Here is a 15,761-nt window from a genome sequence, read left to right as displayed (position 1 = left end):
GTGCATCCCCTATATATCCATTTTTTTAAATTTAAAAGTAAAAAAGCCTACACCCCACCTTTCGAAGGGGTCGCCATTCTAACCAAGTTATCCACATCTGTCAGGCAAATTTATGGGACTTTTGCCGAAAAAGAAAGCGTTTGTTTATAAATTTAAATTTAAAAGCACTTGTGAATAACTTTTAGCACAAGCTGTGGATATTTTTAACACCAAAGTTATCCACAAAACATAAAACCATTAAAAACACACTTATCCACACCGTAATCTAATGATTAAAAATGAAAATAGTGTGATTTCCACAAAAAACATCAACCCTAATAGTAATAAATTTAAATTTTAAAATTTGAATTTACTTATAAGAGGGATTTCAAATGTGGATAACTAAAATGTTTTAAATTTAAATTCAAAATACCGAAACTAAATTTAAAATCAAAAATGAATTGTTGATAACCTTGTTGGTATGGTGTGAATATAAGGTATTTCATATAAAATTTAAATAGATAGCTTGTGAATAATTATTTTTCTTAATTTCATATATTTAGTTGAGAACAATCAACTTGCTGTAAAACAAAGCAAACAATATGTAAAGTTTTTGCATTTTGATTGACAGAATAAAGATTGCGCAATAAAATCGCGGACCTTTATAGAAAGATCATTTTTGGGAGTTTCGATATGAAACGTACTTTCCAACCATCTGAATTAAAGCGTAAACGCGTTCATGGTTTCCGTGCTCGTATGGCAACTAAAGCTGGTCGTCAGGTTTTAGCTCGTCGTCGTGCGAAAGGTCGTCACAGCTTAACTGTTTAATTACTGTTAAGCCGACCAGACTTGGGTGATGGCACTTTACAGTTTTGGCACTGAATCTCGTATTCGTTGTGCTGCAGATTATAAAAGTGTATTTGATGGTGCGCTTTTTAAAGTGCATCAGCCCCATTTCCTTTTTTTAGCAAAATTAACCGAACAGCCGAATAGCCGTTTGGGTATTGTCGTTGCTAAAAAAAAGGTGCGTCGTGCACATGAGCGAAATCGAATAAAACGTCTTGCTCGGGAGAGCTTTCGTTTACATCAAGCACAGTTTGATGCAGACATTGATATTGTGGTAATGCCTAAAGTGGGTATAGAAGCAATTGCGAATAAAGAATTACATCAGCAATTAGATTTTGCTTGGCAAAAATTACAACGTTTAGCAAAAAAGCATTCTAAAGTCGTTGTGACCTCCCTCCAAAATTAGAGATCTCCAATGGTACGTCTACTGCATTGGTTGATAAGATGTTATCAAATCGCAATCAGTCCATTATTGGGGCCTCGGTGCCGTTATATTCCAACTTGTTCACAATATGCGCTTGAAGCTTTACAAACGCATGGTGCGGCAAAAGGTGTATGGCTTTCTACCAAGCGGATTTGTCGTTGCCATCCATGGGGTGGATCAGGCTATGACCCAGTACCACCCAAAGCACTTCGTTTTATTTCGTTTCATCAAATAGATTCTCAAATGCATCACGTTGCTGTACCCTTTCGTGATCGTTTACTCAAGCAAAATCTCTCTAACCATTTGGGATAATAGATATGCAACAATGGGCCAGATTTGCAATTCTTGGAGCCATGTTTGTTACCGCATATTTGCTAATTTTGGCTTGGCAAAAAGATTATGGTCATGCACAACCTGCTCCGCAGCAACAAGCAGCAGCAGTCACCACGCATGAAGTATCTGCAGATTTGCCAAATGCTCAAAATGCAACAGCGGCTTCAGACTTGCCACAAGCAAATGTGACTGCATCACAAACCACAGATAAGCCAACTGTGAATCAGCAACTGATTTCTGTTAAAACGGATCTTTATCATCTTTGGATTAACCCAAAAGGTGGAGATATTGTCCGTGTTGAACTACTAAGCCATGATGAAAGCAAAGACAGCGAAAAGCCGTTTGTTATGCTTGAAAGTGATGCGAAACGTACTTACGTCGCTCAATCTGGTTTAATTGGTTTGAATGGTCCTGACAGTAGCCGTAGTGGTCGTCCGACTTATGATGTTGAAAAAACAACATATACTTTGGCTGATGCAAAAAGCATAACGACGCAGGATGGAAAAAAACAACAGGTCTTAACAGTACCTTTGGTTTTCAAAACACCTGAAGGCGTAGAGATCATCAAATCATTCACCTTCACGCAAGGTGATTATCCGATTACAGTCAAGCACCAAGTCATCAACCGTAGCCAGCAAAACTGGCAAGGTCAAATGTTTGGTCAGCTGAAACGTGATAATTCTGATGATCCAGGGAAGTCTTCTCAAGGTATTTTCACACTAGGTACCTATCTAGGTGGAGCATGGGGTACACCTGAAGAGCCATATAATAAGTTGAAATTTGCTAATTTCTCAGATGAAAAACTGAGTTTAGAAGCAAAAACAGCATGGGTTGCAATGGTTCAGCACTACTTTGTGAGTGCTTGGGTACCAGGTAATTTAAAACTGACACAAGCAGATGGTCAGCCTTATGTTGCCAAGTTAGAATCTCGTCAATCTACCGATAATATGAATATTATTGGCTTCACTTCACCAGTGATCAATGTACCCGCTGGTACTTCAATGGAAGTGGATGCTAAACTTTATTCAGGTCCAAAAATTCAATCAGAACTCAAAGATTTAGCACCTGGTTTGAACCAAACTGTAGATTACGGTTGGTTATGGCCAATTGCTAAATTATTGTTCTTAGGCTTACAGTTTTTCCATAACCTCGTAGGTAACTGGGGTTGGTCAATTATTCTATTGACGATCCTTGTGAAAGCGATTTTATGGCCACTTTCTTCGAAAAGTTATCGCTCTATGGCGAAAATGCGTGTGATTGCACCTGAAATGCAACGCATGAAAGAAGAGTTTGGCGATGACCGTATGCGTTTCTCTCAAGAAATGATGGCATTGTATAAGCGTGAGCAAGTTAATCCGTTATCAGGTTGTCTACCATTACTATTACAAATGCCAATTTTCTTGGCTTTGTACTGGGTATTGATGGAATCTGTAGAGCTACGTCACGCACCTTGGTTAGGTTGGATTCAGGATTTATCTGCGATGGATCCATGGTTTATTCTGCCGTTGATCATGGGTGTCACCATGTATGTTCAGCAGATGCTTAACCCACAACCAACTGATCCAATGCAAGCAAAAGTATTCCGTATCATGCCGATCATGTTTACGGTATTTATGTTGTTCTTCCCAGCAGGTCTAGTGCTTTACTGGATTGTGAACAACAGTATTACTATTTTGCAGCAATCGTTCATCAATAAAAGCGTTGAGAAAGATCGTCTGAACAAGTCAGAGTCAGCGTCTTAATCTCGAACTTTTACTGAATAAATCCGCTTAAGATGGTAATCTTAAGCGGATTTTTCTTTGGCTGTTTTTTGGATCTTTTAGATGAACACTATGCAACATCAAACCACTATTGCGGCGATAGCTACTCCCTTAGGTCGTGGCGGTGTTGGCGTAATTCGTTTGTCAGGACCAAAAGCGTATGCGATCGCTGAACAACTTACAGCGAAAGGTTTACCAGCAGCTCGTATGGCTGGATTTCGTCAGTTCTATGATGCTGATGGTACGGTCATGGACGAAGGAATTCTCTTATGTTTTCCAAATCCACATTCCTTTACAGGTGAAGATGTGGTGGAAATACAGGGACATGGTGGTCCTGTCATTCAAAATGCATTACTTGCCCGATTACTTGACTTAGGTGCTGTAGCAGCCAAAGCAGGTGAATTTTCAATGCGTGCCTTTGAAAATGGCAAAATGGATTTAGTACAAGCTGAAGCGATTGCAGATTTAATTGATGCAAGCTCTCAAGCGGCTGCACGTTCAGCAGTTCGTTCACTACAAGGTGCCTTTTCTACCAAAATCAACACCGTATTAGAAAAATTAATTCATTTACGCTTGCATGTCGAAGCTGCAATTGATTTTCCAGAAGAAGAAATTGATTTCCTTGCGGATGGAAAGATTCTAGCGTTGTTGGATGATGTACAAAATTCAGTTAAGGCAGTACAACAATCTGCGCGTCAAGGTCAGTTGTTACGCGAAGGATTACAAGTTGTGATTGCAGGCAAACCAAATGCCGGTAAATCGAGCCTCTTGAATGCACTCGCAGGACATGAGCGTGCGATCGTCACCGATATTGCTGGTACGACACGTGATGTGTTGCATGAAAAAATTAGTTTAAATGGGTTACCGATCACATTGACGGATACAGCAGGTTTGCGTGAAACAGGAGATATTGTTGAACGTGAAGGGATCCGCCGAGCAATCAAAGAAATTGAACAAGCTGATCTATTGTTACTGGTTTATGATTTGAACCAAAATGATGATCCATTGTTGTTGGCTCAAGAATATTTTGCTGAACATTTAGAGCCGAAACGTTTACTTTTAATTGGAAACAAATGTGATTTGACAGGACAAGCAGCCGAATTAAGCGATTATCAGGGCTTCCGTCATATTCGTGTTTCAGCAAAACAAGATATGGGTGTTCAGGCATTGATAGATGCGATTACAGCGCATGCTGGCTTCCAACCAGAAGAAGATACCTTTATTGCGAGAACTCGTCATTTAGACGCAATGAAGCGTACTCAGCACTATTTAGCAGAGGCGCGTGAGCAACTCGTTGTGTTTAATGCAGGAGAATTGGTTGCTGAATCATTAAGACTTGCTCAAAATGCCTTGGGCGAGATCACAGGTGATTTTAGTGCTGATGATTTGTTGGGTAAGATTTTCGGTTCATTTTGTATTGGTAAATAAAAAAAGCCTAGGTACTTTACAGGTAACTAGGCTTTATTCTTGTGTCAAAGTTATTAAGCCTCTTCTTGCTCTTCAACTTCCTCTTCTTTGACCATGTTCAGTGAAGTGGTTGAAACGGGCATCCCATCTTGGCGTGAACTTTTTAATTTAATTTGCAAGCGTAACTCATTGACAGAGTCGGCGTTACGCAATGCTTCATCGTAACTAATTGCACCTTCGTTATACAGATCAAACAAAGCCTGATCAAAGGTCTGCATACCTAACTCACGAGATTTGGTCATGATCTCTTTGAGCACATGGAATTGCCCTTTCAAAATATTGTCTGCGATTAATGGCGTATTGAGGAGGATTTCAATGGCAGCTCGACGACCTTGTCCATCTTGAGTTCGCACTAGACGTTGAGAAATAATTGCTTTCATATTGGATGAGAGATCCATCAACAGTTGATTGCGACGTTCCTCTGGGAAAAAGTTAATAATACGATCCAGTGCCTGATTGGCATTGTTGGCGTGCAGTGTTCCCAAACATAGATGCCCTGTTTCAGCAAAAGCAATCGCATGTTCCATCGTTTCAGTATCACGTATTTCACCAATTAAAATCACATCTGGTGCTTGGCGTAGCGTATTTTTCAACGCGTGATGCCATGTATGACAATCAACTCCAACCTCACGGTGCGTGATCATGGATTTTTTGTGTTTATGGACGTATTCAACAGGATCTTCAACGGTAATGATATGTCCAGCAGAGTTCTCATTTCGATGATCAATCATGGCTGCTAAAGAGGTTGATTTTCCTGATCCTGTTCCGCCAACCACCAGTACCAAACCTCGTTTTTCCATAATCACATTTTTTAGTGATTCTGGGAGTTTTAGTTTTTGAAAGGTTGGAATTTCAGACGTAATGGTTCGAATCACCATGCCTATTTGTAATTGTTGTTTAAATACATTGACCCGAAACCGTGAAACATTCGGGACATTAATGGCAAAGTTACATTCCCAATCATTTTCGAAGTCTAGACGTTGTTTGTCATTCATTAAACTATAAGCAAACAACTTGGTTTTTTCTGCCGTAAGCGCTTGTTGTCCTAAAGGGCGCATCAAACCCTGTAACTTGATGCTCGGTGGGAAATCTGCGGTAATAAATAAATCAGATCCCCCATACTCAACTACTTTAGTGAGCATATGAAACATAAAGGTTTTGGCTTCTTCTAATAATTCAGTGGTATACATGGGTCAACCTAACGTAAAAACGAGACTTATGAGTGTTGTTTGTTGGAAAATGGTTCATCAAAAGAAAACATCTCCTTGTTTCTTTTAAATGAAGGACAACACGGTTTTTTGAATCATCAGATTATTTCAAAAAGCGACCAAACGTTCTACTTTTAATGTATTTTTTGTTTTTATATCAATGTGCTGTGATAATTTTTGTCGCTTTTTTACTTCGCGTGTTTGTAAAAGTGTGATCCATTTCAAATCGAATTTAGCGCTATGATGTTCCACGTGAAACATTGCTGTATTTAGTTCAAGTTTGGTTGTATCTCAGTAAGCTCAGCTACCCCTTAAACATGATATGCGTACAATACGGAAAACCTTTTATTCGAGTTGCACTATGCTAAAAAAAATTGGAATGCTGGCTGTGTTGGGAGGAGTGTCTACTCTAGCAATCGCGAATGTTGAGACATTGAAAAGCAATTTAAGCAAACAGTATCCAAATATGGAGATCACAAATATCCAAAAAACAGAAATGTCAGGCTTGTATAGTGCCAATCTTGATAATCAAATTATTTACTTGGATGAAAATGCACAACATATGTTCATAGGATCTATGATTCGCCTGCAAGATCAGAAAAATCTGACTAAGGATTTAGTGCTCAAACAAAACTCTATTGATTGGAAACAACTTCCTCTTCAGGATGCAATTAAAACGGTAAAAGGTAGTGGTAAACGTCAGTTGGCTATTTTCTCAGATCCGAATTGCCCGTACTGCAAACAGCTAGAAGCAGAACTTGATAAACTCAATGATGTGACTATCTATACATTTATTTATCCATTAAAAGCACAATCACTCACTGTATCTAAGCAGGTCTGGTGTGAGCAAAATCAAAGTGTAGCGTGGAAAAACTTGTTGCAAAAAAATGTTCAGCCGAAAGCAAAAACCTGTGAAAACCCAATTGAGAGAAACCTGAGCTTAGGACGTAAATTGGGTGTGAATGGTACGCCAACCTTAATCTTTTCAAATGGTTTAAAAATGGTGGGTGGACGAAGTGCCGCTGATATTCAAATGATTTGGAAAGAACTAGGTTTATAACATCAGATGCTCCCAATTCAAGTTAATGATTTGGGAGCTATCAGATTGATTAGGTCTTTTTCATAATTAAATTATAAATAAACAGAATAATCACTGCCCCTATCACAGAAGCAATAAATCCTGCTGCTGAATTTTCACCATAAAGCCCCAACAGTCGGCCACCATAAGTCGCAAGTAAAGAACCTGAGATACCAAGCGCAGTCGTCACTATAAAGCCTGCTTTATCATTTCCTGGATGCAAAGCGCGAGCAATCAAACCCGCAAAGAAACCAACGACGATTGCTACAATCAGAGACCACATTGTATTTTCTCCTTGTTTTAACATTAGTATTTTGTCTTATCCTGCTAGATTTCACCTTGAAATGTCTGTAGTCAATTGCCTACTTATGTCGTATTTTTGTGCAAAATTGAACAGTGTTTGATGAAAGCTCAAGCAAAAAAAAAGGTACGCAAGCGTACCTTATCAATATTTAATCTGCTTTTAGTTATGACAGCATCGTTATCAAAAAATGCTAAGAACCTATGCCAATTAAAGACCAATTTCTCCAATGAATGGGAGATGACGGTACTTCTGATCGTAATCTAGGCCGTAGCCGACAATAAAACGATCTTCGACTTCAAAGCCTAAGAATTTCACTTCTAAATCAATTTCACGGCGTGATGGCTTGCTCACCAGAGTACATAGTTCGATTGAATTTGGATTACGTGTTTTGAGCATTTCAACAACTTTGCTCAAGGTATTCCCAGAGTCAATAATATCTTCGACAACGAGGACATCTTTGCCGTTAATCTCACCATCGAGATCTTTTAATATTTTGACATCACGCGTGGAAACCGTACCACCGCCATAACTTGAAACCGTCATAAAGTCGAGTTCATGTGGCTTTTCAATTGCACGGCATAAATCTGCCATGAAAATGACTGAACCACGCAATAAGCCAATCAATACCAGTTCTTTATCACTTTGAGCATAGTGTGCGTTGATTTTGTCACCAAGTTGTTTCACTTTGGCTTGGATCTCTTCACTGGAAATCATTACGCGCATTGCAACAGTCATCGATAGATTCCTAAAACTTTAAAAATGGGAAAATAAAAAAGGTGTTGACCTGCAACACCTCGAAATCTTGAGTTAATACGAGAATTTTAAAACAAAATGAATTTTCATGCATCTTTTGATGCTGATGAAAATGTATCATTTTGAGAGGAATGACTGTCTCGTCGAAGTAAGACAGCACATCCGATCGCCAATAAGAGGAGTCCTAAGCTTTTTGAGTTAAATGCTTTGGTTTTGCTGATAGGCTTTTTGTCCATAAATATAGGTCGCTTCAATATTGCGGTCATCGCCCATGGTAAATAGGGCAAACAAACTGTCTTCGATGGATTTAGCACGTGATTGACGCAACTGTTGTAATGCCGTTGCTTTAAGATCAAGTACTACAAAATCCGCTTCTTTACCTACATTAAAGTTACCCAGCTTATCATCTAAATCTAGCGCTTTTGCACCACCTAAAGTGGCATGGTACAACGATTCATATGCGGATAATTTATCGCCTTGTAGTTGTTGTACCTTGTAGGCTTCATTGACTGTTTGCAATAGGCTAAACGAAGTACCTGCACCAATATCTGTACCGAGTCCAACTTTGACTTGCTGATCCCATGTTTTCTTTAAGGGAAATAAGCCACTGCCTAAGAACAAGTTTGATGTTGGGCAAAAAGCAATTGCTGAGTTTGTATCATGCATACATTTCCACTCAGTATCCTCTAAATGTACACAGTGTGCGAAAACGGAGCGCTGACCTGTTAAACCATAGTGGTGATAAACATCAAGATAACCATTTTGATGAGGAAATAAATCTTTCACCCATGCAATTTCATCTTTGTTTTCACTTAAATGCGTGTGCACATACACATCAGGGAACTCTGCTTTAAGTTGCCCTGCTCGTTCAAGTTGTTCTGGTGTCGAGGTTGGTGCAAAACGTGGGGTAATCGCATAAAGTGCGCGACCTTGACCATGCCACTTCTGTATTAACGCTTTAGAATCAACATAAGCGCTTTCTGCGCTATCACATAGCGCTTCAGGTGCATGACGATCCATCATTACTTTGCCTGCGATTAAACGCATTTGGTGCTGTTCTGCGGCTTCAAATAAGGCATCAACAGACTCTGGATGTACGGTACAAAAAACTAAAGCTGTGGTCGTACCATTTTTGAGTAGTTCATTAACAAAAAATTTGGCAATTTCTTGTGCATAGGCTTTGTCTTTAAACTGGATTTCTGTTGGAAATGTATAAGTATTTAACCAACTTAATAATTGTTCGCCATATGCACCCACCATTTCAGTCTGTGGGAAGTGAATGTGCGTATCAATCATTCCAGGAATGATCAATTGTTCTGGGTAATGTTGAATCTCAACATCTTTAGGAAGATGATCTTGAGCAGCTTCCCAAGGGCCAAACCAGCGAATTTTGCCCTGTTCAGTGATCAGAACACCATCCTCAATATAACGAACCTGCTCTGCGATCTCTGTCGCGTGTGAAACTATGTTTTGAATATCTAAGAAGCGACCACGAACAACCGTGATGGGAGTAGCCAAAGTCATAACAACCTACAATTTTACTTTTTTCGGTTGATTGTACCTGATTTTGATCATTTTACTGGATTGTTCTCATATTTTGACGCAGTAAAATGGATAGAAGTGAACTAATCATCTGAATCAATTCACTTTACTTTTAAGCTCAAATGAGTAAATTGTCAGCAATAATTATACTTTTTGGAAAAATAAGCATGTATTTTTGGAATACCAAAGCACTTGCACATGAACTTGCCGAAGATACTTTGAGCAAACAGCATTATAAAAATTATTATTTAGCTGCGGCTTTGGTCGTGAGTGTGGTGTATTACTATGGGATGTATTCACCTTATTATGATGTACGTGTGATTAGCCTAGAAGCCATTTTAACTTTATTGATTATGCTGATTGGTATTCAACGAACTTATCAAGCCAATGGTGCTGATGAGGGAATCAATTTTTTGAATCGGATCACAGCCCTCTCCTTTCCTATTTTGATTCAAACCACGGTTGCTGGTGTGGTTTTTGGAGTTGTTCTCTTGCTGATCTATCAAAATTTTGGATTGGCTCAGACTGCATTTGTAATATGGTATGAATGGTGTGTGTCAGCCTTTACAATTTTTCTGCAAATTTTATTTTTTACACGTTTAGTGTCTTATATAAAACGTGTGGCAGCACATACGATTTAAACTTGATACGGTCAGGATGTATCTCATTAAATCCTGACCGATAGATGATTGTTATCTAGATTTACTCTATAAAATAATGCGCTGCGAAATGTGCATCATTGCCAATAATGTCATAACAGTCTTCACGAATCGACATGCCTGCGCATTGATGTCCGACCATCCATAACCCCAGTGTCGGTAACTGACCAGAAAATAACGGCGTGTCGACCCACTTCTGAATCACATAACCATATTTGTCATAGTCATCAAAATAAAAACTACCTGAAGCAGCGCCCTGATCCTGACCATCTTGCAAGACACGGATATTTGCCCCTTCTCTCGCCAAGATTGGTTTTTTTACCCATTTTCCACTGAAGTGTTGTTCAGGGTCATAGGCATAGGTTTCAACCAACAATGGATGATTTGGATACCGCTTCCATAGCTCAACTAAAATCGCTTTATTGGAGAGCAACATTTTCCAACACGGTTCGATCCAGTTCGTTTCTGGCTGAAGATACTGGGCAAATGATTCTTCCCACATCCATTCCCACGGATATAACTTAAATAGATTTTGAATCGGTCGATTGTTTAGATCTACAAAACTCTGACCATTCCAACCAATATTTTCCATCGACAGTTCAGAGACCTGTAAATGAGCTTGAAAGGCAGTATCCATTAAGTATTCTAAATTGCCCCAATCTTCTCGCCCTGCTTCCTGACAAGCTGCAAAGTGGAGATGGCTCCCGCGAGGTAAAATAGTTTTCCAACGCTTAATTAGGTCTTCGTGAATGCTGTTGAATTGATCTCGATTTGGAATGCCTGAGACTTGTTCGATCCATAGCCATTGCGCTACAGAGGCTTCCAATAAACCCGTGGGTGTATCAGCATTGTATTCCAGCATTTTGATCTGCAATCCATCATAGGCGAAATCAAAACGTCCATAGAGCATCGGACTATTCCGTTGCCATGAATGCTCAATATGTGGAATAGCAGCCTGTGGAATCTGGAAATAATTGGGATAATCACCACGTTGAATTAAATCCCCTACTACAGCTAAACACATTTGATGAAGTTCGTTTGCTGCATCTTCCAACTGTTCGATTTGTTTTAGCGTGAACTCGTAGGCGACACCTTCCGACCAATAAATAGAACCGTCCAATGAAGGTAGATTAAAATAATCGAACCCAATCTTTTGGTGTTCAAGCTGCCAATCGGTACGTGGGGAAAATAATTTTCTTTTCATATTGTTGTTCTAATTTAACCACCGAAAGACATGCCACCACGTCCAAATCCGCCACGGATTGGAGAAGATAATGAAGAACTTTTCAGCGTAGTTGAAACAGTGGGTTGTCCCACACTAAGATTGCTTCTAGGTCGTAAAGTATGACCTCTAAACGAGACCTCACGATTATTTTGGTAGTATTGTGGTCCTAGATAACGGTTTGATCCATAACTACCTGCATAATAACCACTACTCGCGTTGTTATTCTCTTCTTCACAAGTGTCAGTATTCCAGTCAGCTGCGCAGTCATATTGGTTGTTGTAAACATCTTGAACCAATGGACCATCATTATGGCTACATGCAGTTAATAATAGCGGGACGACAACGAGATTGATTTTTTTAGAACGCATAATCTGCCACTCATTTAATTTAGTTGTAAGCGCCTTCATAGCGAAGCAACTTTGTTTATTATGTTTCTAATCAGAAAGATAAAAGCGTAAAGCCGACATATCATATTGATCTGTTTTTTTAATGTACAGTCTAATTTTAGGTTTTTAAATCTCAAGACATCTGAAGCTCAGATGTCTTGAGTGATTCGCTTAGGATTGTAGCTGTTTTTTGTTATGACGCAGAGAAAGGTAAGCTGTAATGCTTAAGACGAGGACGATGAAGCCTAATGAAATCCAAATCGGCATGTGGAACACGTCGAGCATCAGCATTTTTGCACCAATAAACAGTAAGATAATCCCTAAACCGTATGGTAAGTAATGCAATTTAGTTGCCGCACCAGCCAACAAGAAGAACATCGCGCGTAAGCCTAAAATCGCCATTAGGTTTGCAGTCAATACGATAAATGGATCACTTGTTACCGCAAAAATCGCTGGAATTGAGTCGACCGCAAAGATAACGTCGGAACCTTCAACCAAAATCAGAACTAAAAATAATGGTGTCGCCCACAACAAACCATCACGGCGAACAAAGAATTTTTCACCTTCAAGTTGTGGCGTGATACGCATATGTTTGCGTAACCATTTTAAAGTTTTGATATCTTCGATATTGGTTTCTTCGTCTTGTCCTTTTAGAAATTTGAAACCTGTATAGACCAAGAATGCACCGAAGATGTAAAGAACCCATGAAAACTCTTGAACGAACCATGCACCAATAAAAATAAAGATGGTTCTTAATACGATGGCACCTAATACGCCGTAGAGTAGGATTTTACGTTGCAGTGCAGAAGGAATCGCAAATGCAGAGAAAATCATTAACCAAACAAAAACGTTGTCAATCGCTAAAGATTTTTCTAACAAATAACCTGCGAAGTATTCCATGGTTTTTTGGTTGGCTATACCTACCCCAACAGTTTGTTGTAAATAGAACCACAAACCACCACCAAACATTACCGCAACTGAAACCCAAGCAATACTCCAATAAGCCGCTTGCTTAATTGGAACATCCTGATTTTGCTTTTGTTTAAAGCCCAAAAAATCGATCAGTAGCATCACGATGACGATGCCAAAGAAGATGGCATATAGCCATATATTACCGATAGTGTCCATCACAACTCCCTATCTGGCAAATGGGCATAAAAAAACCTTGACCAGTTGCCAGATGAATAAAAAACATCTGTTTCAACATGATCAAGGTCTTGCCTACATCACAATGTACTGTGATGCTCAGAGTCCGACTTTTTGCAAAGTGTAATGACGAAACTCTGACACCGAAGGCATGATATGCACTTGGGCTTGGAGGAGGCTACTCCCCTTGTCAAACTAATTCTGTATGGACGGTAACATCCAAATATGTGCATAGGATTACATAATTTGTGTGTTTGTGCAATTTTTGAATGAATAAATTTTCAACAATATTTTATCATGCTCGTTGTTGCCCTTTCATTCTGAAGGATTTTCTTAGCAATGATGAACAAAATACAGCGTAGAGAAAAAACATATGAGTGCTGAAAAACTTCACCACACAACATTAAAGGCATTTGCCCCACGAGATCCCCAAGAATCACATCGTGCCGCTACCCCTTTGGAGTTGTTATTTGATTTGGTTTTTGTTGTTGCAATTGCAACTGCAGGTCAACAACTGCATCACGCTATGATCGAAGGTCATTTGTGGCATGCTTTACCGACCTACTTTATGGTGTTTTTTGCACTTTGGTGGGCATGGATGAACTTTTCTTGGTTTGCTTCAGCCTATGACAATGACGATACGCTGTATCGTTGTTTGACCTTTGTACAAATGGCTGGTTCTTTAGTGATGGCGGCAGGTATTCCTGCGGTATTTCAGCAGCATAATTTTGACATGATCATTATCGGTTATGTGATTATGCGTTTGGCTTTGGTGACTCAGTGGATTCGTGTCGCTAAACATGATCCTTTGCGAAAAGTAACCGCCTATCGATATGCCATCGGCATTGTATTAGTTCAATTAGGTTGGTTGATTACTAATTTTAGTTCGATTCATATTAGTCCGTTGCTCTTTCTAGTCTTGGTGATATGTGAACTAGCAGTACCATTCTATGCCGAAAAACATGCGATCACACCTTGGCACCCACATCATATTGTGGAGCGTTATGGCTTGTTGACGATTATCGTATTAGGTGAGTCGATTATTGGATGTTTTGCTGCCACTCAAGATGCATTTTCGAATCAGGTATTGAACCTTGAGGAGATTTTTCTGATTGTGGGTGGGCTATTGATGATGTTTGCGATGTGGTGGGTTTATTTTGATCGCAGTCATCACCACCATCAACGCCGTGGTGTACAACCATTTTTATGGGGTTATGGGCACTTTCTCATTTTTATTAGTATTGCTGTGTTAGGGGCTGCATTAGCCGCTGCGGTCGATGTTTCAACGAAACATGCCGAAATTTCAGCTCAAATGATGGGTTTGATTATTGCCGCAAGTTTGGTTGTTTATAGCACCTGCGTATGGCTATTTTATGAAGCGTTTTATTTAAAGGGATGGAGACGTTGGATTTATCCAATCACGGTTTTTATTCTATTGTGTCTGCCATTTATCTTTAATCAGATTGGACACATTGTGTTTGCGATGGCGATTGTCTACATCCTCCGTCTTATGTTGTCTAAAGCTTTTTTGATGAATTGTGATGATGAGCAAAGCATCGCAACACATTAAGCCTCCTTTCCATTTGAACTACCACCAAGTTTGGCGTTTTAATACGCTAACTTGGTAGGCTCAAAAAATTTTCAAAATTTCATTTCGAAGAAACTGATGGCGAGGATTCTGTCTGACGTGTTCGTGCCAATACATCCCCATTTTAATTTTAGGCAGCTCGATGGGTAACTGATGTATTTTTAAATCTTGCGCATAATGCAGATGTTTTAAAATACTATGAGGAATGGTGAGAATCGCATTAGGATACTGAGCCAAGACTTGTAAGGCAGTGGAATAGTGCTGACAGCGCATAAAAATTTGTCGAGAAAGTTGCTGTCGATTGAGATAAATATCTTCAAGTAATAATCCTGTTCGCCGAGAGGACACTCCGATATGTGGTGAGGATAAATAGAGAGATAAATCCATCTCTGTTTGAAGTGTACACGCCACAAAATGATCTTCAATCAAGTTTTCAAACTGTAAATTTTCTTGATAGGGTTGTACTAGATCAATCACAAAATCAATTTGTTGTGCTGAAAGATCAGCCAGCATATTCTTTCGATCAAGTTTGGAACTCAAAAACTGAATATCGAGATTGAGTTGACTAAAATGATGCACTAATTGAGGAAAAATAATCGGTTCAATTTCATCATGAATTGCGATTTTCAAGCTTTGTAGCATGCTAGGATCAAAGTCGTGTTGTGGAATCGCAATATTTTGAATCGTTGATAACGCCGTTTGAATCGGTTGATAAATTTGTTCGGCAAAAGGTGTGGGAAGCATTTTTTGTCCACTGCGCACAAATAATTCATCTTTAAGTTGCAGACGCAAACGTTGTAGAGCATGACTGACCGCAGATTGACTAATACAAAGAAGTTGAGCGGCCTTAGAAATACTTTTTTGCTCAAAAATCGCAATAAAAAGTGGATACAGATTGATATCAATACGATGGAAGTTACCCACTTCTAATGGGTTTATATTATGAATATGATTCATAGTGTTGAATAAAATAAAATCATTTCATTCATAATAAGTTTTCGCTTAAGGTGATGTAAAGCAGCGAATTCAGTTTCGCCACATATTTACCTTGAGGGAAATGATG

The 15,761-nt window shown here is 39.2% G+C and carries 16 protein-coding genes; 8 read left to right on the top strand and 8 right to left on the bottom strand.

Annotated elements, in window-relative coordinates; translation table 11 throughout:
- Positions 1–672: 672 nt before the first annotated feature.
- The 5 genes from rpmH to mnmE all read left to right on the top strand — a co-directional run bounded on the left by rpmH (position 673) and on the right by mnmE (position 4,770).
- Positions 673–807 carry a 50S ribosomal protein L34 gene (rpmH, locus tag H2677_RS15725; protein WP_000831329.1) on the top strand — a complete coding sequence of 45 codons (135 nt, stop codon included), beginning with the start codon at positions 673–675 and terminating at the stop codon, positions 805–807.
- Positions 808–835: 28 nt separating this feature from the next.
- Positions 836–1,231 carry a ribonuclease P protein component gene (gene rnpA, locus H2677_RS15720; protein WP_004950005.1) on the top strand — a complete coding sequence of 132 codons (396 nt, stop codon included), beginning with the start codon at positions 836–838 and terminating at the stop codon, positions 1,229–1,231.
- A 9-nt stretch (positions 1,232–1,240) separates the two neighbouring features.
- On the top strand, positions 1,241–1,561 hold the full coding sequence (gene yidD / locus H2677_RS15715; RefSeq protein ID WP_004950001.1) for a membrane protein insertion efficiency factor YidD: 321 nt from the start codon (positions 1,241–1,243) through the stop codon (positions 1,559–1,561).
- 5 nt (positions 1,562–1,566) lie between these two features.
- Positions 1,567–3,324, top strand: a complete 1,758-nt coding sequence (yidC, locus tag H2677_RS15710; RefSeq protein ID WP_212638901.1) for a membrane protein insertase YidC — start codon at positions 1,567–1,569, stop codon at positions 3,322–3,324.
- Positions 3,325–3,414: 90 nt separating this feature from the next.
- Positions 3,415–4,770 carry a tRNA uridine-5-carboxymethylaminomethyl(34) synthesis GTPase MnmE gene (mnmE, locus tag H2677_RS15705; RefSeq protein WP_212639625.1) on the top strand — a complete coding sequence of 452 codons (1,356 nt, stop codon included), beginning with the start codon at positions 3,415–3,417 and terminating at the stop codon, positions 4,768–4,770.
- A gap of 53 nt (positions 4,771–4,823) precedes the next feature.
- Here mnmE and H2677_RS15700 read toward each other — a convergent pair whose 3' ends face one another.
- Positions 4,824–5,999 (bottom strand): PilT/PilU family type 4a pilus ATPase, encoded by a 1,176-nt coding sequence (locus H2677_RS15700; protein ID WP_004914541.1) that lies wholly within the window; start codon positions 5,997–5,999, stop codon positions 4,824–4,826.
- Between the two features lie 379 nt (positions 6,000–6,378).
- Between H2677_RS15700 and H2677_RS15695 the strand changes: the two genes are divergently transcribed.
- Positions 6,379–7,077 (top strand): DsbC family protein, encoded by a 699-nt coding sequence (locus H2677_RS15695; protein ID WP_212638900.1) that lies wholly within the window; start codon positions 6,379–6,381, stop codon positions 7,075–7,077.
- A 49-nt stretch (positions 7,078–7,126) separates the two neighbouring features.
- Here the strand turns inward: H2677_RS15695 and H2677_RS15690 are convergent, their stop codons facing one another.
- The 3 genes from H2677_RS15690 to guaD form a co-directional block, all read right to left on the bottom strand.
- On the bottom strand, positions 7,127–7,378 hold the full coding sequence (locus H2677_RS15690; protein ID WP_212638899.1) for a GlsB/YeaQ/YmgE family stress response membrane protein: 252 nt from the start codon (positions 7,376–7,378) through the stop codon (positions 7,127–7,129).
- Between the two features lie 228 nt (positions 7,379–7,606).
- Complete coding sequence (gene hpt, locus H2677_RS15685) at positions 7,607–8,134, bottom strand: hypoxanthine phosphoribosyltransferase (protein ID WP_004914531.1); 528 nt, start codon at positions 8,132–8,134, stop codon at positions 7,607–7,609.
- Positions 8,135–8,350: 216 nt separating this feature from the next.
- Positions 8,351–9,676, bottom strand: coding sequence for a guanine deaminase (guaD, locus tag H2677_RS15680; RefSeq protein ID WP_212638898.1), 1,326 nt, complete (start codon positions 9,674–9,676; stop codon positions 8,351–8,353).
- Between the two features lie 185 nt (positions 9,677–9,861).
- Between guaD and H2677_RS15675 the strand changes: the two genes are divergently transcribed.
- The gene (locus H2677_RS15675; RefSeq protein WP_212638897.1) at positions 9,862–10,335 is read left to right on the top strand and encodes a hypothetical protein; all 474 of its coding nucleotides are present in this window, start codon (positions 9,862–9,864) and stop codon (positions 10,333–10,335) included.
- A gap of 61 nt (positions 10,336–10,396) precedes the next feature.
- Here H2677_RS15675 and H2677_RS15670 read toward each other — a convergent pair whose 3' ends face one another.
- The 3 genes from H2677_RS15670 to H2677_RS15660 form a co-directional block, all read right to left on the bottom strand.
- On the bottom strand, positions 10,397–11,557 hold the full coding sequence (locus H2677_RS15670; protein WP_212638896.1) for a glutathionylspermidine synthase family protein: 1,161 nt from the start codon (positions 11,555–11,557) through the stop codon (positions 10,397–10,399).
- Between the two features lie 14 nt (positions 11,558–11,571).
- Positions 11,572–11,946 carry a hypothetical protein gene (locus H2677_RS15665; protein WP_017397592.1) on the bottom strand — a complete coding sequence of 125 codons (375 nt, stop codon included), beginning with the start codon at positions 11,944–11,946 and terminating at the stop codon, positions 11,572–11,574.
- Positions 11,947–12,135: 189 nt separating this feature from the next.
- Positions 12,136–13,092 (bottom strand): TerC family protein, encoded by a 957-nt coding sequence (locus tag H2677_RS15660; RefSeq protein WP_004914511.1) that lies wholly within the window; start codon positions 13,090–13,092, stop codon positions 12,136–12,138.
- Between the two features lie 391 nt (positions 13,093–13,483).
- On the opposite strand from H2677_RS15660, the gene H2677_RS15655 reads away from it, so the two are divergent.
- Positions 13,484–14,680 (top strand): low temperature requirement protein A, encoded by a 1,197-nt coding sequence (locus H2677_RS15655; RefSeq protein ID WP_004949973.1) that lies wholly within the window; start codon positions 13,484–13,486, stop codon positions 14,678–14,680.
- A gap of 60 nt (positions 14,681–14,740) precedes the next feature.
- Here H2677_RS15655 and H2677_RS15650 read toward each other — a convergent pair whose 3' ends face one another.
- A complete protein-coding gene (locus H2677_RS15650) occupies positions 14,741–15,655 on the bottom strand; it encodes a LysR family transcriptional regulator (RefSeq protein ID WP_212638895.1) in 915 nt (304 codons plus the stop codon).
- Positions 15,656–15,761: the final 106 nt, after the last annotated feature.

The organism is Acinetobacter junii, from assembly GCF_018336855.1.
GTDB lineage: Bacteria > Pseudomonadota > Gammaproteobacteria > Pseudomonadales > Moraxellaceae > Acinetobacter > Acinetobacter junii.
The sequence above is the reverse complement of the archived record's forward strand: the minus strand, read 5'-3'. Positions and strand labels throughout refer to the sequence as shown.